Below are 16,868 nucleotides of genomic sequence, written 5' to 3'. Positions count from 1 at the left end.
AATAAAATAGGAAAAGGAGGAACCGATATGAAGCATATTCTGGTTATTGAAGATGAAGCCTTGATTCGAGATGAAATTGTCATCTTGTTAGAGAAAGCGGGTTATCAAGTTGATAAGTTGACTGACTTCAAAGATACAAGCCAGCAAGTGCTGCAATACGATACAGATCTAATCATACTGGATTTGAATTTGCCAGGAGAAACAGGTTTTCAAATTTGTAAAAATCTCAAGTCAAAACGCTCTGTCCCTATATTGGTTCTCACTTCCCGTGAACAATTAAAAGATGAAATCTACGCCCTGAAATTAGGGGCAGATGAGTATCTAACAAAGCCTTTCAAGAAAGAAAGATTTTTGGCACGTATAGAAAATATCTTGAAACGCTATGAAGGCAGACAAAATCTACTTGAAAAAGATAATTTTCTGCTTGATAGACAGACCTATACCCTTTATATCAATGGACACTCGATTTTACTCCCCCAAAATCAAGGGAAATTGTTAGAAACTTTATTAGTGGCAACTGATTCTGTCGTCACAAAAGAAGAACTAAGCATGAAACTGTGGAATACAACTGAGTTCATCGATGAAAATGCCCTTCAAGTAAATATTGCAAGACTCAAAAAGGTGATGAAACAGGCTGGTATTGCACTTCAAGTCAAGTCCGTCAGAGGTATCGGTTACAAATTGGAAGAGGAAAGGGAATATGAAACAGAATCCTAAATATTTGGCTACCTATCTGCCTTGGTTACTTGTTCTCTTAGCATTTGATTTATTCACAGCTGTCCTGCTTTGGCTTTCAGACGTGAGAAAGTTTCAAGCCCTCATCCTTCTCTATCTTTTAGCTACTGTCCTGCTCTTTTTCATCCTATCATTCCTACTGATAAGAAAAGAAAGAAAAAAATCCGCTGCCTATAAAGCCTTCATAGCCAATCCCAAGGTCGATACGGAGCTGGAATTATTGCGTTTATCAAGTGCCTCAGAGAAAGAAAGCATCGAAGAAATCGCAAATGCGCTTTACCAAAGGCAAGCGGAAATAGGAAAGCTCAACTCATTACTAGCCGAATACGAGGACTATGTTGAAAAATGGGCTCATGAAATCAAACTCCCTCTATCGCTTCTTTCCCTCCTTTTGGACAATCAAAGTGACCAGTTGCCAAAGGATACAACTTTTAAGTTGGACTATGTGAAAAATCAAATCCAAGGAAATGTATCACAGATACTATTCTATTACAGGGTGAAAAGTGAAAAAAATGATTTTCTATTTGAAGACCTTGACCTCCAAGAGTGTATCCAAGATCTTTTGGAAAACTTTGATCCCTTGCTCAAAGAAAAGAAATTTACGATTCAGCTAGAGAACATACAAGGAATCTGCTACACCGATCAACGCAGTTTTGAATTTATCCTCTCTCAAATACTCGCCAACGCCCTTAAATATAGCTCTGACAAGCCCGAACTCAGTATTTCTATGTCAAAAGATAAGGGGCGCACAAGTCTGATTATTAGGGATAATGGTTGCGGAGTTAAAGCTTGTGACCTTCCTCATATCTTTGAAAAAGGCTTTACAGGTGATTCAGGTGATACAAGGAAAAAATCAACAGGTATGGGGCTCTATCTAGTCAAACAATTAGCAGATGCTTTAAAAATCGAAATTACAGTAAAATCCGAATGGACGCAAGGATTTGAAATCTCTCTTTCTATTTAGTCAATTTTTCGATTAAGAAAATTGCCTAATCATAGAAAGCACATATGCTATATAAAAAAGGAAAGCACTTCTGCTTTCCTTTTTTATTTGCGTTTCTTCTTCGCTTTCTTCATTTTGTTAGCCATGCGTTTCATGGACTGTTTCATAGCAAATTCACCGATTTTACCTTTTAGTCCACCACCAAACATCTGGCTCATATCTGGCATTCCCGCTCCTCCTAGAGCTGATAAGTCAGGCATACCACCTTGTCCCATCATTCCTTCAAGGGCAGACATATCCATTCCTCCCATATTTGGCATATTTTTAGGAAGATTGTTTGGATTGATTCCCATCTGCTTCATCATCTTGTTCATATCTCCAGACATAACACCCTGCATAAGTTGTTTAGCTTGGTTAAAGTCTTTGATGAATTTATTAACTTCGACAAAGGTATTCCCAGAACCTGCAGCGATACGACGGCGACGGCTCGGATTTAACAAATCTGGATTTTCACGTTCTTCAGGTGTCATTGAAGACACAATAGCACGTTTGCGAGCAATCTGGCGTTCATCTACCTTCATGTTTTGAAGGGCTGGATTGTTAGCCATACCTGGAATCATCTTGAGCAAGTCTTCCATCGGCCCCATATTTTGCACCTGATCCAACTGATCAATGAAATCATTGAAATCAAATGTGTTTTCACGCATCTTCTCAGCCATTTCAAGGGCTTTTTGCTCATCGTATTCTTGAGAAGCTTTCTCAATCAAAGTGAGCATATCCCCCATACCAAGGATACGGCTAGACATACGGTCTGGGTGGAAGGTTTCGATATCTGTAATTTTTTCACCTGTACCAGTGAACTTGATTGGTTTTCCAGTGATGTGACGAACCGATAGAGCCGCACCACCACGAGTATCCCCATCAATCTTGGTAAGGATGACCCCAGTGACTTCCAACTGAGCATTAAACTCACGCGCAACATTGGCCGCTTCTTGACCAATCATGGCATCAACCACGAGGAGAATTTCGTTTGGTTGAGCCAATGCTTTTACGTCACGAAGTTCATTCATCAAAAGCTCATCAATCTGCAAACGACCTGCCGTATCAATCAAGACATAGTCATTATGATTAGCTTGGGCTTGTTCCAAACCTTGACGAACAATCTCAACAGCTGGTACTTCTGTTCCAAGAGCGAAAACCGGCACATCAATCTGTTGGCCCAAGGTCTTAAGCTGATCAATGGCAGCAGGACGATAAATATCCGCCGCAATCATCAAAGGACGAGCATTTTCTTCTTTCTTGAGTTTGTTGGCCAATTTACCAGCAAAGGTTGTTTTACCAGCCCCTTGCAAACCGACCATCATGATGATGGTTGGAATCTTAGGTGACTTGATAATTTCTGCCGTATCAGAACCTAAAACGGTTGTCAGTTCCTCATCAACGATTTTAATAATTTGTTGCGCAGGATTAAGGGTATCAATAACCTCATGGCCGACTGCACGCTCACGAACTTTCTTGATAAAGTCCTTTACAACAGGCAAGGCAACGTCGGCCTCGAGCAAAGCCAAGCGAATTTCTTTGGTTGCCTCTTGGACATCAGATTCAGAGATTTTTCCTTTTTTACGTAGATTTTTAAAGACGTTCTGCAAACGTTCTGTTAAACTTTCAAATGCCATGTTTCTTCCTCTTATTCTCTATTATCAATGCTTGTTAAAATTTCTATCTGCTCCTTCAGAAAGTCATCCTTGGGATAGCGCTCCAAAATCTGGTCAAAAATCTGACTGCGGACAATGTAGTCCGAGTACATGTGCAATTTCATCTCATAATCTTCCAGAATCTTTTCTGTCCGCTTAATATTATCATAGACAGCCTGACGACTGACACCAAACTCCTCAGCAATTTCAGCAAGGCTGTAATCATCAGCGTAGTAGAGCTCGATATAATTCATTTGCTTATCTGTCAAAAGCGCCGCATAAAATTCAAAGAGCGCATTCATACGATTGGTTTTTTCGATTTCCATAACTTTTATTATACCAAAAAATCTATTATACTTCTACATTAGAAATCACTCTATCGGGTCAATCAAACCATTCTTCTATACAATAGATAGGACCTGATTAAAAATTTGCTCTATTATTTCCTTATATTGAAAACGATGTCTGTAATTCTTACCATAAGTTGTAAAATGAGGAATTTTATCGTTTCAATCCCCCCTTAAACCAACGATAGGCGGTATTGACCTCAATGTCCTTGATGGTTTGGAGCATGAAACTGAAACCGCAGAAACATTAGATGGGAGGAATTTTAACCAACATATGTAACAGGGGATAAACTAGAACACCTTTTATCCGAGGAATAAGTACCTGCGACCAAGAAAATAGTCTTACGAAATGAGTTCAACTAGCGCGTAAAAACCAACTTGATTATATTTGTAGTCTTGATTTTCTTTGTGAGACTTAGGCAACAATTCTCAACCATTCTTACATCTATTATACTAATATACAACTCTACACATAGAAAAGTCCTTAGAAACTTGTAGTCTAAGGACTTTGTCTTCCAACTGACTTTAGTGTTTTATTTTTACCCAATCACACTTCCATTCGGTACAGCTGAATCAACTGTGAGAAGGGTTAATTTTCCATCATGTTCAGCTGATAGGATCATACCTTGACTGACATATTTCTTCATCATCTTACGAGGTTTGAGATTGGCAACGATTTGAACTTTCTTGCCGACCAATTCTTGTTCGTTTGGATAGTATTTTGCAATTCCTGAAAGAATTTGACGATCTTCTCCATCACCAGCATCTAAGCGGAATTGAAGCAACTTATCAGAACCTTCTACTTTAGAAACTTCTTTGACTTCTGCGACACGGATTTCAACCTTGTCAAAGTCTTCAAACTTGATTTCTTCCTTGTTTAGTTTGAGTTCGACTTCATCTGGATTCCATTCTTTTTCGACTGCTGGTTTGTTGCCTTCCATTTGTTCCTTGATATAGGCGATTTCTTCTTCCATATCCAGACGTGGGAAGATTGGAGTTCCTTTGGCAACTACAGTCACATCTGCTGGGAAGTCAGCCAAGCTCAAGTTCTCAAGGCTAGAAACTTCTTCCAAACCAAGTTGAGTCAAGACTGCGCGACTGGTTTCCATCATAAACGGTTCAACCAAATGAGCGACAACACGAAGGCTAGCTGCCAAGTGGCTCATAACACTTGCTAATTGGTTACGGAGAGCTTCATCCTTAGCCAAGACCCATGGAGCTGTCTCGTCGATGTATTTGTTAGTACGAGAGATAAGAGTCCAGACTGCTTCAAGAGCACGTGGATAGTCAACTGCTTCCATGTGTGTATGGTAATCAGCGATAGATTCAGCAGCTACTTGAGCAAGAGCATTATCAAACTCTGTTACACCTTCTACATAGGCAGGGACTTGCCCGTCAAAGTACTTGTTAATCATAGAAACCGTACGATTGAGGAGGTTGCCAAGGTCATTAGCCAATTCGTAGTTGATACGGCCTACATAGTCTTCAGGAGTGAAGGTTCCGTCTGAACCAACTGGAAGGCTACGCATGAGGTAGTAACGAAGCGGATCAAGTCCATAACGCTCTACCAACATTTCAGGGTAAACGACATTCCCTTTAGACTTAGACATTTTGCCGTCTTTCATGACAAACCAACCGTGGGCAATCAAACGATCTGGCAATTTGATATCCAACATCATAAGAAGGATTGGCCAATAGATTGAGTGGAAACGAAGGATGTCTTTCCCTACCATGTGGAAGACTGTTCCATTCCAGAACTTGTCAAAATTACCATGTTCATCTTGATCGTAGCCAAGAGCTGTCGCATAATTAAGAAGAGCATCAATCCAAACATAGACAACGTGTTTTGGATTAGATGGCACTGGCACACCCCATGTAAAGGTTGTACGAGAAACTGCCAAATCTTCCAAACCTGGCTCGATGAAGTTACGAAGCATTTCATTCAGACGACCATCTGGAGTGATAAATTCAGGATGAGCTTTGAAAAATTCTACTAGACGATCTTGGTACTTGCTAAGACGAAGGAAATAAGACTCTTCAGATACCCATTCCACTTCGTGACCTGATGGAGCGATACCACCAGTCACATTTCCAGCTTCGTCACGGAATACTTCTGCAAGCTGGCTTTCTGTAAAGAATTCCTCATCTGATACTGAATACCAGCCAGAGTATTCACCTAAATAGATGTCATCTTGAGCCAGCAAGCGTTCAAAGACTTGTGCGACAACTTTTTCATGGTAGTCATCAGTTGTACGGATAAATTTATCGTATGAGATATCTAGTAATTGCCAGAGTTCTTTGACTCCAACTGCCATCCCATCAACATAAGCTTGAGGTGTAATGCCAGCTTCTTCTGCTTTCTGCTGGATTTTCTGACCATGCTCGTCAAGACCTGTCAAATAAAAGACATCGTAACCCATAAGGCGTTTATAACGGGCTAGGACATCACAGGCGATGGTTGTGTAGGCAGAACCAATATGAAGTTTACCAGATGGATAGTAAATCGGTGTTGTAATATAAAAATTCTTTTCAGACATAATTTTTCCTTTCCAGGCAAATGAAACCTGTTTTTCTAACACTTCATTATATCACATTTTTAATGATTTTCGATAGGGAAATCCATACAAAAACAAGATAGACAAGTGTCCATCTTGTTTAACTTATTCATAACGAAGGGCTTCAATTGGATCAAGTTTCGAAGCCTTGTTGGCTGGCAAAACTCCAAAAATCATACCCACACTAGCCGAAACTGCAAGACTAAATAGGGCAACTGGGATTGATACTCCCACTTCTATACCCGCAATCAAACCTTGCAAGAGTATGCCAGCTATAGCGGTTAAGCCTGTCGCAATGGTTAAACCAATGACTCCACCAAGCAAGGTCAATATCATGGATTCAATCAAAAACTGGATTAAAATATTAGCACGTGTTGCACCCAAAGCCTTACGGAGACCAATCTCACGCGTACGCTCCGTCACCGAAACCAGCATGATGTTCATAACACCAGTCCCTCCAACAAAAAGGGAAATTCCTGCAATGGCACTAATAATCGTAGTTATAAAGCCGAACAATTGTTGTACTTCTTGGAAGGCTGCAGTCGCATCTGCCACCTGATACTCTCCTTGTTGAAGACTAGCAATTTCGGTCATTTTTCTAGCTAATTCTGGTCCTACAGTTGGTGTCAAACTGGTATCATTAACTCGAAAAACAATATCAGAAATTTCATCCATATTGAAGTTATTGGCAAGAGAAATATTAGTCGTAATGGGAAGTCCACCAATACCAAATGTCTTGACAGCCTTGGCCTCATCGCTAGTATAAACACCAATAACACGATAGCTAAAGCCACCAACATCTATAATCTTGTTAACAGCTTCTTGAGCGGATCCGAACAGACTGTTAGCAAGTTCTTGGTCTAGCAAAATGACACTGGCCACATCTTTATAATCCTGAGCTATAAGACTACGACCTGCAACAATTTCATTTTCAACCGCCTTCATGTAAGTAATATTTCCACCTGTCAAGCTAGCGCGCTCAACCTTTTTATCTTTATAAGACAGGGTGGTATTTGTCGAGTTGGTTACATAGTAACTATCTACACCCTTAAGTTTGGCCGCCTCCTTAACCCAAGCTTCTTGCGGTTTTGGTGGTTCCACAGGAACATCCTCTTCTTTACCAGAAACCGTCAAAGCAGATTGCTTCTGGGTAAAGGAACCGTCCTTACTCTTGGTAGGTGAGAAAAAGACATGGATATCTTTCTGGGACTTGGTCATGTTTTTATTGACTTGGCGCGACAGGGAGTCTCCCAAGGCCATGATGACGACAACGGATGATACGCCGATAATGATACCAATCATGGTTAAGAAAGAACGCATCTTGTGAGCCATGATAGATGAAAAGGCAAATTTCAGATTCTGCATCTTAGTTTTCCTCCTTTTCTAACTGCGCACTATCAGATGAAATAACTCCATCTCGAATGACAATCTGGCGTTTGGCATAAGCAGCGATTTCAGGCTCATGCGTAACCATAATGATGGTTTTTCCTTCTTTGTTTAAGTCAACCAATAGTTGCATGATTTGGTTACCTGTTTTGGTATCCAAGGCTCCTGTCGGTTCGTCCGCTAGAATAATAGAAGGATTGTTTACCAAGGCACGCGCAATAGCCACACGTTGCTTTTGACCACCAGATAATTCTGAAGGTAAATGGTGACTACGCTCAGTCAACTCAACCTTTTCCAGATACTCTTCTGCTAATTTGCGACGTTTTGAAGCACCAACTCCTGCATAAATCAAGGGTAATTCTACATTTTGCAGAGCATTGAGTTTAGATAGAAGAAAGAACTGCTGAAAAACAAATCCGATTTCCTGATTTCGAACCTTGGCTAATTGTTTTTCACCCAGACCAGCTACTTCTTTGCCATCTAGAAAATACTGACCACTTGTAGGAGTATCCAACATCCCAATGGTGTTCATGAGGGTTGACTTACCTGAACCGGATGGTCCCATGATGGCAACAAATTCACCCTCATTCACTTCTAGGTTGATATTTTTGAGAACCTGCAGTTCTTGGTCACCGTTACGGTAGCTTCTGCAGATATTTTTTAGACTAATTAGTTTCTTCATCAGCCTTCACCTCTTTTCCTTCCTCTAGAGAAGACGTTGGGTTACTGATGACCTTGACTCCATTTGTCAGACCTGAAGTGATTTCTTGGTTGTCTGCATCAGCATTGCCCAAACCAACTTCCACTTTCTTAGCCTTTTTCTGCTCGTCAATCACCCAGACATAGTTCTTATCATTTTCAGTCACAATACTTGTTAGAGGAACCAAAATGGCTTTAGTCTTGTTCTTGACCTCAACACTTACTGAGAATCCTTGTTTCAAATCACCGATTTCACTTGTAACATCGATGGTATATGGATATTTAGAACCAGAATTACCACCTGCTGAGGCAGTAGCTGCACTTGCTGCTTCACCATTGTTTTTAGGGTAGTCAGAAATGTAGCTAATCTTACCAGTCCAGCTCTTATCTTGGTAAACTTTAGAAGTAAAGGTTACTTCTTGACCGACAGATAAGTTAGCAAGGTTATATTCAGATAGTTCACCCTTAACTTGCAAGTTTTCATTACTTACTACATGCACTACCACTTGGCTAGCTCCTGTTGGAGATTTTGAAACATTGCGGTTGACTTCGACCACAGTTCCCTCTAGGGTACTGAGAACCGTCATGGCATCCAACTGACTTTGAGCCTTGCTTAATTGCGCTGCTGCATCTGCACGCGCATCACGAGCATCACCTAGTTGCGCATCAATAGATGACACTGCATTTCCTGAGACTGGAGCTGGAGTTTGCTCTGCAGCTCCTTCGCCTCCTGCTGGCGTTGGCAACTGTGAAGCCGGAGCTGAAGCAGCTTCATTTCGTGCTTGATTGAGCTCATTGATATGACGATCTGCCTTAGCTACTGCTCGGCTAGCTGAATCATAGGCCGCCTGGGCTTCTGAACTACTGTACTTGACTAAAGCCTGCCCTTCGCTGACCTTATCACCCACAGAAACAAGGATTTCATCTAAATCTCCCTTACTAGCATCAAAATAAACATATTGTTCATTTTTTGCTGTTACTGTCCCTGACAATAAAACAGAGGATGCCACGCTTCCTTCCTTGGCAACAACAAGATGAGTAGGCTCATCTTTTACCGCGGTCTGAGATGGTTGTCTAAAGAGCAAAATCCCCCCAGCACCTAATACAACTACACTGGCAGCACCGATTGCTGCATACAATTGCCACTTTTTAGCTTTACGATTCTTCTTCATAATGAAACTCCTTTTTGATTTAAAGTCCTTAACAATATTATATAAAAATTAGCAAATATAAACAATAACCTTTCAGAACGAAATAATGACATTTCAGGATTTGATTATTGTTCGGAATTTATTTTTATTACCATTGTACTAGTTATATAATACACTTTATTTTTCTTTTTTGCAAGCCTTTTCTTTAATTTTTTTGAACGTAGCAGATTTTTGCAATCACATCAAAAAAAAGATAGAATATGACTATCAAAAAATGACACTCTACTATTTAAAAGAGTACAAAGGAGTTTTCAATGAGAGAATACGATATCATTGCTATCGGTGGAGGTAGCGGAGGAATTGCTACCATGAACCGTGCTGGTGAACACGGAGCCAAAGCGGCCGTTATTGAGGAAAAGAAACTAGGTGGAACCTGTGTCAATGTCGGCTGTGTTCCTAAGAAAATCATGTGGTACGGGGCGCAAATCGCTGAAACTTTCCATCAATTTGGGGAAGACTACGGCTTTAAGACTACTGATCTTAACTTTGACTTTGCAACCCTACGTCGTAATCGTGAAGCCTACATCGATCGCGCTCGTTCTTCTTATGATGGCAGTTTTAAACGCAACGGAGTAGACTTGATTGAAGGTCATGCTGAATTTGTAGATTCTCATACTGTTAGCGTAAATGGTGAACTGATTCGTGCTAAACATATCGTGATCGCTACTGGTGCCCATCCAAGTATTCCAGACGTTCCTGGTGCTGAGCTAGGTGGCTCTTCTGATGATGTATTTGCCTGGGAAGAATTACCAGAGTCAGTTGCTATTCTAGGCGCTGGTTATATTGCCGTTGAATTGGCTGGCGTACTCCACACTTTTGGTGTCAAGACAGACCTCTTTGTTCGTCGTGATCGTCCTTTACGTGGTTTTGATTCTTACATCGTTGAAGGTCTGGTCAAGGAAATGGAAAGAACAAACTTACCACTTCACACTCACAAAGTCCCTGCCAAGTTAGAAAAAACTGCTGAAGGCATTACTATTCATTTCGAAGATGGTACTAGTCACACAGCTAGCCAAGTTATCTGGGCTACAGGCCGCCGTCCAAACGTTAAGGACTTGCAACTTGAAAAAGCTGGAGTTACTCTGAATGAACGTGGCTTTATCCAAGTAGATGAATACCAAAATACTGTTGTTGAGGGAATCTATGCTCTAGGTGATGTAACAGGTGAAAAAGAACTAACTCCAGTTGCTATCAAGGCTGGACGTACTTTGTCTGAACGTCTCTTTAACGGAAAAACAACTGCAAAAATGGACTACTCAACTATTCCAACCGTTGTCTTTTCACACCCTGCTATCGGAACTGTTGGTTTGACAGAAGAGCAAGCTATTAAAGAATACGGTCAAGACCAAATCAAGGTTTATAAATCAAGCTTTACGTCTATGTACTCTGCTTGCACTTTCAACCGTCAAGAAACTCGTTTCAAATTGATCACAGCTGGTTCAGAAGAAAAAGTTGTCGGACTTCATGGAATTGGATACGGTGTTGATGAAATGATTCAAGGATTTGCTGTTGCTATCAAAATGGGAGCAACCAAGGCCGACTTTGACGCAACTGTGGCGATTCATCCAACTGCATCTGAAGAATTCGTAACTATGCGTTAATCGAAATAAAAGAAGCAGAGCAAAAAACACTTCTAAATATCAAAAATCGAGTATTGCCGTAGTTGGAGATACTCGTTTTCTTATGTTTTATTTTATAGTATGTTGAAATAAGATATGCAAAAATCAATTAACAAACCATAATAAAATATAAGGATTATAACACAATCATTTATTCTTTTCTTTAAAAGATTCATATATTTTTTTATATAACTCTTTCATATCTTTTTTCTGAGAATTCAACTCTTCACTACCGTAGTCAAAATTTGCTACTACAAATCCCTCGTCAGCATTAGAAAAAGTAAAAAATTCTATTCCAATGAGTTTATTATGCTTAGAGTCCTCAATAGTGTCTCCTAAATTATTATTAAATTGCTTCACTTCTTCTTCACGAACTCCGAACCCCGCAGCAGCTCCATTTGCAATGATGTTTGAAAATACTTCTTCTGAAGACGCTACTTCTTTCACAGTTATGATATATGTAGCTTCTTCCGTTTCTACTTGTTTCACTTTATTCCATTTTTCTGTATCACTAGAAGAAAGCGTATAGACTATTAACTCCAGTGTTGGTTTATTGGTATTTTCTTTTGTGATCATTTGTTTTCCAAAGAAGAAAATGGCAAGCATTCCAGCTACAAAGATCAAAGCAATATAAATTATCTTTTTCATACATTATCCCCTATATCTTTCATATCAATGATCACATCAACTTCGTTATAGACAGCTGGATCATGCGTCGCTATAATGACATATTTATCTTCATCTCTTTCATTCAATAATAAACGAATAATTTCTTTTCCAATCTCACCATCTAAAGCTCCTGTAGGCTCATCTGCTAAGATAATTTTACGTGGTTTCATTAACATTCTGGCAATAGCTACACGTTGAGCCTGCCCTCCAGACAATTCATATATTTTTTGATGTAAATAGTCACTTGACAGTCCTACTTTTTCAAGTACATCAGTTATTGTTTTTTTGTCTTTAGTGATAAGTTTCAAATTATCATATACTGTTTTGTTATCTATTAAAGAATAATTCTGAAATACATATCCAACAGTATTTTTAAAAAAAGTTCTTTCTTTTATCTTCCAAATATCTTGTTTATCAACTAAAACATTCCCACTGTCAATTTTTTCTAATCTTCCTATAATATTAAGAAGGGTACTTTTACCAGAGCCAGAACCTCCAATCAATGCATAACTTTTTCCAGATTCAAATTTTAAATTTAAGTCTGTAAAGATCTTTTTTGAGCCGAAACTTTTTGAAACGTTCAAAAGGTCAATTGTCATGTTTCATCTCCTTTTAAAATTTTAGTGTAGCTTTCAGATAATTTTCTAAAACTCATGATTATTGACAACATCAAAACGAGCAGAGAAGCAAGACCAATATATAGCAACTCTATTTGACCTGTCATAAGAAATGTAAATAGGATAACGATTGTAATAGTCATCATAAAATACTTGAGACTTGAAATTGCTATATATGTTTTTGACAGACCTAAAATGATTTTCTTCACATATTCATTCTGTTTTAGGGTAATATAAAGTTGGACATATTGATAAATGAGTATAAAGACAATACTGTAAATTATCTTCTGCAAAATTTGTGAAAGTAGAATTTGGTGCTCTAAGGACTGGATCTTTAATTTCACAATTTGGTAAACATCTACTGGATTCATTGAAACATTCAACTGGGTAGCCATTTCATTTATTTTATTTACCGCTTCAGGACTAAAAAGAGACTTAGTTGTTATATTACTAGCCAAAGAAAACTTGTTGTTTTCAATCATTTTGTCCGTATCTAACACAACAACAATGTTATCTGTGCTATCTGCTACACTTGCCATTGGTAAAAGCTCTTTCATTTTATGATTATCATCAGCATCTTCATTGAAATAAAAAATTTTATCACCATCAGGAATTATTTGTACTGCAATTTCTTCTTTTGTATAGTTTGTTCCAATAAATTGTTCTGCTACAACTGTATTCTCAATAGATTTCTGATTTTCTTTCCATTTCTCAGGAATATAAATGGTTGCTATCTTATTATCTAAAAGATGATAGTTTGTTCCATTCACTTTATTTTGTAGGTTAGCACCTGTTTGATTGATATAAATCAACTCTTTATTTATTTCTGGATTCGTTATTCCGTCATTTTCTAATTGTTTAGAAAAATTTTCCATAACATGTGAAGTTTTCATGAAATCTGGAACATATGCTGAGGATCGATCTATATATAAATAATCTAAGTTTTTTAAGGAAGCAGCTATCTGTAGATACTGACCATCCGAATCATTAACTTCTCCATTTTTAGTAGAGTTACTTTCAATTCCAAGGAACTCAATCCTTCTCCAGTCTTTTACTGTGTCCCATGGTACTAAATTCTGTATCTGAATGTTAATACTGGATTGACTACTCTTTGTTTCTTGTAAAAAAACTCCTGAGATAAGGATAATAATCGAAATAATGGCAAGCCATACGACAAAAATAAGTTTATTTTTTGCCTTGTTTTTAATAATTTCAATAGGCTTTTCAACCTGAATCGTCAACCAAAATAAAACAAAGGTGATGAGATCAATGATTTGAAATAGTATAAAATTCGTTAAAATCAGAGAGAAAAATAACTTAGAACTATAGGTGAAGAAACCATTTCCCAAAAAAGAACTGTAAGAAATCATCAATAAAGCCATCATAATCAGTTCAAAAATAAGAGAAATACCATAATCTCTTCTTAGATCGTATACAGGCAATCCCAAAGAACGACGTATCACTCCTTCTTTAATCTGCTTCGTTCTAACAACAAATAACACAACTAATAAAGTTAAGTAAATTGAACCCATTAACAGTATTCTTAAAGTTCCAGTAAATTGTAAGATTCCTCCTATATACCAAGGATAAGCCATATATACTGTTTGCAACCCCGTCATCGTAAGTGGTTTCAAACTATCTATATCCATTTTCCCAAGGGTGTAATACATCCCTATTATTGGTGTTGACTTTAATTGTTCATTATTTACATCATCAAAATTTACATACCTCAACTGACCCGAACTCTGAACGATGGGCTTGTAAATGGTAACCTTTTCCGATTTTGATAAATCACGAACCATTTCGTATATTTCGTTATTTGAAAGATTGCTTTTTCCTTGAATAGAAAAAGCACCATCAATTGGTAAAGGTATGGGCATTTCTGTATCGCTAATAGTGACCCAACCAATTGCAGCAATCAAACAGAAGAAGAATCCAATGATACATAATTTTAATTTCATAAGCAATTACCATATTACAAGAGACCCTATTTTATAATTGGGTCTCTTGTTTTCATAAATCATTTTTAAAATCTATAATAATCCCAATATGCATTTAATCGAACATCGCTCCAAGATTTTGTAGCACTTGAATATGCCCATCCATAATCTTGTTTATCCTGAGCTTTAACTGTTCCCCAAAAATTCGTTACTGAAGATTTTGAACCAATATTATCTGGAGAACTAACAAAGTAATTCGAATAACCAGAGTTATCATTTACACCATATTCCCATACATCAATAATGGGACTTGGAGCAGGGTGTGCTGTAGTTGCACTAACAATACTAGCTACAGTAGCAAAGCTAAAACTTAAAACACTTGCGACTAGAAAAACAGATGCTTTCTTGTTAATTCTTTTTTTCATTTTACTTCTCCTTTAATTAAAATATTTGATGAAGAATAAGCAACAGTCCCCTTTTTAGTCCATCCATATTACTTTAATATGAATTGATTATATTTAGGTTTTTAATCACCGTTATGGTATCTAGAGTCGTTAAAATATCTCATAACTACCCCTCCTTTTAAAATTGAACACATATAAATGTATCCGTTTACATTTATTAATGTAGCACTTATTTTTTAGTTTGTCAAGTATTTATAGTATATTTTTTATGTATAAAATGGGATTATCTATATAAAACTGATTTACAAATCGATAAAAAACAATTATCAAATTTCTCTTGTCAATCAAATCGGCCGTTACAGTTTTTTGTTACCCATGTTACTTAAACAGGTTGACAATAGTGTTGATTTAAGTATAATAGTTACTATATATCAGAAAAGAGGTTAACTATTTTGAAAAAAGCTCATGTTTATGCTATCCCTGCTATTGGAGCTGCTCTCATTGCTGTTTTGGCACAAATCAGTCTTCCAATTGGACCTGTTCCCTTCACTCTGCAAAACTTTGCAATCGGCTTGATTGCTACTGTCTTCAGACCGAGAGAGGCTGTACTTTCTGTTGGACTCTATCTTCTTCTAGGTGCTATCGGTCTTCCTGTCTTTGCAGGAGGTGGAGCTGGTTTTCAGGCTTTAGTTGGCCCTACTGCAGGCTATCTTTGGTTTTATCTTGTATACTCTGGACTTACTTCTTCCCTAACTAACAGCAAGAGTGGTGTTATCAAGATTTTTCTTGCAAACCTCTTGGGTGATGCCCTTGTCTTTATCGGAGGGATTCTTAGCTTGCATTTCCTAGCTGGAATGGCATTTGAAAAAGCTCTTGTTGTGGGGGTCATTCCCTTTATCATCCCAGATCTTGGTAAAATTATTGCTATTAGTTTTATTAGCCGTCCCTTACTTCAACGCCTTAAAAATCAGGCTTACTTTACTAACTAAAAAAGGATATCGAGTTATCATGACTCAGTATCCTTTTCTTTTATTTTGACAACTTAGTTATCTTTAAAAGCATCCACCATTGTTTGAAATTCTTCATTTGAGAGAGTAATCCCTTTGCCCATTTTAGTATGATCTGGACTCCAAGCACGAATATCAAACTTTGCAGGAGCACCATTAAAGCTCACACGGTTGATTTCCTTGGTCCAACCTTTTTCGTTTTCAGAAAGAGTCAACAAGTGCTCTTCGATTTTAAAAGTAAATTCTGCCATTTTCTTCTCCTTTTTTAGCTTTCATTTGATTATTCGTAAAATCTTGTAGATTTTAGGAAAATTTTATATAATATTGATATAAAAGAAGGGAGGCCAATATGAGACATAAATTCCAGCAAGTTCTAGATAAAATACATGACTTTTTAAATGGACATGAAGAACCAGACCAGACTGAAAGCAACTCCCTTACAGCTACTATTGAAGAGGCTATCCAGAAACAAACTGCTGTTCACCTTATCTTGTCAGAGACAAGTTTTACAGGTGACATCATCAAATACGATCAGCAACGCCAGCAAATTATCGTGAAAAATTTTGCCAAAAATGTGACCCGTATTATCCGCATAAGCGATATTCAACGCCTACGATTTGTCCCTTCAACCGTCCAAACAGCCCAAAAAAATAGATTTAAGAAAGAGTGAGATGTAGTTGTTTCATCCCACTCTTTTTTCTTAGCGAACTTGTTCAAAATGTAAATGAACCGCGATATGATCTCCATAACCACTTCTTTCCAAGTCACGTTGTAGACGATAGGAAATGTAGTGTTCTGCAATGGTAATGTAACCTGCACCCAGTAAACGATGTTCAACCATAGACTGAATCATGCTAATGGTAGCACGTTCCACCTTGGCCTCTTCCAAATCCAAAACCACTTTCTTAGTGACTTGTGCAAGGTTTTGACGTAAATCATCTGTCAATACATAGACAGTCTGGGCTGCTTTTAAGATAGCTTGGTAAATCTTATCTGGATTAAATTCAGCAATTTCTCCATCACGTTTGATTACTTGCATAGG

Annotated in this window: 17 protein-coding genes and 1 pseudogene; 5 read left to right on the top strand and 13 right to left on the bottom strand. The window is 38.0% G+C overall.

What is annotated here, in order from left to right; genetic code table 11:
- The first annotated feature begins 27 nt into the window (after positions 1 to 27).
- Positions 28 to 717, top strand: a complete 690-nt coding sequence (locus SK578_RS05225; RefSeq protein ID WP_042751014.1) for a response regulator transcription factor — start codon at positions 28 to 30, stop codon at positions 715 to 717.
- A complete protein-coding gene (locus tag SK578_RS05220) occupies positions 701 to 1,699 on the top strand; it encodes a sensor histidine kinase (protein ID WP_042751013.1) in 999 nt (332 codons plus the stop codon). Before SK578_RS05225 ends, SK578_RS05220 begins: the two co-directional genes overlap by 17 nt.
- Positions 1,700 to 1,782: 83 nt before the next feature.
- On the opposite strand, the gene ffh is transcribed toward SK578_RS05220, so the two are convergent.
- From ffh to SK578_RS05190, 7 genes and pseudogenes are all read right to left on the bottom strand, one after another.
- On the bottom strand, positions 1,783 to 3,354 hold the full coding sequence (gene ffh, locus SK578_RS05215) for a signal recognition particle protein (RefSeq protein ID WP_042751012.1): 1,572 nt from the start codon (positions 3,352 to 3,354) through the stop codon (positions 1,783 to 1,785).
- A gap of 11 nt (positions 3,355 to 3,365) precedes the next feature.
- On the bottom strand, positions 3,366 to 3,698 hold the full coding sequence (locus SK578_RS05210) for a putative DNA-binding protein (protein ID WP_004260758.1): 333 nt from the start codon (positions 3,696 to 3,698) through the stop codon (positions 3,366 to 3,368).
- A 78-nt stretch (positions 3,699 to 3,776) separates the two neighbouring features.
- Positions 3,777 to 4,142 (bottom strand): annotated as a pseudogene (locus tag SK578_RS11235) (transposase); the annotation flags it as partial.
- A gap of 116 nt (positions 4,143 to 4,258) precedes the next feature.
- Complete coding sequence (gene metG / locus SK578_RS05205) at positions 4,259 to 6,256, bottom strand: methionine--tRNA ligase (RefSeq protein WP_042751011.1); 1,998 nt, start codon at positions 6,254 to 6,256, stop codon at positions 4,259 to 4,261.
- A 123-nt stretch (positions 6,257 to 6,379) separates the two neighbouring features.
- On the bottom strand, positions 6,380 to 7,639 hold the full coding sequence (locus tag SK578_RS05200; RefSeq protein ID WP_042751010.1) for an ABC transporter permease: 1,260 nt from the start codon (positions 7,637 to 7,639) through the stop codon (positions 6,380 to 6,382).
- A gap of 1 nt (position 7,640) precedes the next feature.
- Complete coding sequence (locus SK578_RS05195; protein WP_042751009.1) at positions 7,641 to 8,342, bottom strand: ABC transporter ATP-binding protein; 702 nt, start codon at positions 8,340 to 8,342, stop codon at positions 7,641 to 7,643.
- Positions 8,326 to 9,534, bottom strand: a complete 1,209-nt coding sequence (locus SK578_RS05190; RefSeq protein WP_042751008.1) for an efflux RND transporter periplasmic adaptor subunit — start codon at positions 9,532 to 9,534, stop codon at positions 8,326 to 8,328. Before SK578_RS05190 ends, SK578_RS05195 begins: the two co-directional genes overlap by 17 nt.
- Before the next feature lie 290 nt (positions 9,535 to 9,824).
- Here SK578_RS05190 and gor point away from each other — a divergent pair, with 290 nt between their 5' ends.
- Positions 9,825 to 11,171 (top strand): glutathione-disulfide reductase, encoded by a 1,347-nt coding sequence (gene gor, locus SK578_RS05185; RefSeq protein WP_042751007.1) that lies wholly within the window; start codon positions 9,825 to 9,827, stop codon positions 11,169 to 11,171.
- A 165-nt stretch (positions 11,172 to 11,336) separates the two neighbouring features.
- Here gor and SK578_RS05180 read toward each other — a convergent pair whose 3' ends face one another.
- The 4 genes from SK578_RS05180 to SK578_RS05165 all read right to left on the bottom strand — a co-directional run bounded on the left by SK578_RS05180 (position 11,337) and on the right by SK578_RS05165 (position 14,840).
- The gene (locus SK578_RS05180; RefSeq protein ID WP_000721122.1) at positions 11,337 to 11,837 is read right to left on the bottom strand and encodes a hypothetical protein; all 501 of its coding nucleotides are present in this window, start codon (positions 11,835 to 11,837) and stop codon (positions 11,337 to 11,339) included.
- Positions 11,834 to 12,457, bottom strand: coding sequence for an ATP-binding cassette domain-containing protein (locus tag SK578_RS05175; RefSeq protein ID WP_000151033.1), 624 nt, complete (start codon positions 12,455 to 12,457; stop codon positions 11,834 to 11,836). Before SK578_RS05175 ends, SK578_RS05180 begins: the two co-directional genes overlap by 4 nt.
- A complete protein-coding gene (locus SK578_RS05170) occupies positions 12,454 to 14,436 on the bottom strand; it encodes an ABC transporter permease (protein ID WP_033677480.1) in 1,983 nt (660 codons plus the stop codon). Before SK578_RS05170 ends, SK578_RS05175 begins: the two co-directional genes overlap by 4 nt.
- 65 nt (positions 14,437 to 14,501) lie before the next feature.
- Positions 14,502 to 14,840, bottom strand: coding sequence for a hypothetical protein (locus SK578_RS05165; protein ID WP_000746106.1), 339 nt, complete (start codon positions 14,838 to 14,840; stop codon positions 14,502 to 14,504).
- Between the two features lie 431 nt (positions 14,841 to 15,271).
- On the opposite strand from SK578_RS05165, the gene SK578_RS05160 reads away from it, so the two are divergent.
- Positions 15,272 to 15,808, top strand: coding sequence for a biotin transporter BioY (locus SK578_RS05160; protein ID WP_042751006.1), 537 nt, complete (start codon positions 15,272 to 15,274; stop codon positions 15,806 to 15,808).
- Positions 15,809 to 15,861: 53 nt separating this feature from the next.
- On the opposite strand, the gene SK578_RS05155 is transcribed toward SK578_RS05160, so the two are convergent.
- On the bottom strand, positions 15,862 to 16,077 hold the full coding sequence (locus SK578_RS05155; protein ID WP_042751005.1) for a YdbC family protein: 216 nt from the start codon (positions 16,075 to 16,077) through the stop codon (positions 15,862 to 15,864).
- A 98-nt stretch (positions 16,078 to 16,175) separates the two neighbouring features.
- Here SK578_RS05155 and SK578_RS05150 point away from each other — a divergent pair, with 98 nt between their 5' ends.
- Positions 16,176 to 16,496, top strand: coding sequence for a hypothetical protein (locus tag SK578_RS05150; protein WP_001216102.1), 321 nt, complete (start codon positions 16,176 to 16,178; stop codon positions 16,494 to 16,496).
- 30 nt (positions 16,497 to 16,526) lie between these two features.
- Here SK578_RS05150 and SK578_RS05145 read toward each other — a convergent pair whose 3' ends face one another.
- On the bottom strand, positions 16,527 to 16,865 hold the full coding sequence (locus SK578_RS05145) for an ATP cone domain-containing protein (RefSeq protein ID WP_001196041.1): 339 nt from the start codon (positions 16,863 to 16,865) through the stop codon (positions 16,527 to 16,529).
- Positions 16,866 to 16,868 lie beyond the last annotated feature (3 nt).

The sequence above is a fragment of the Streptococcus mitis genome (genome assembly GCF_000722755.1).
GTDB classification, from domain to species: domain Bacteria; phylum Bacillota; class Bacilli; order Lactobacillales; family Streptococcaceae; genus Streptococcus; species Streptococcus mitis_CM.
Note: the sequence above shows the minus strand (reverse complement) of the source record. Positions and strands in the feature narration are given on the sequence as shown.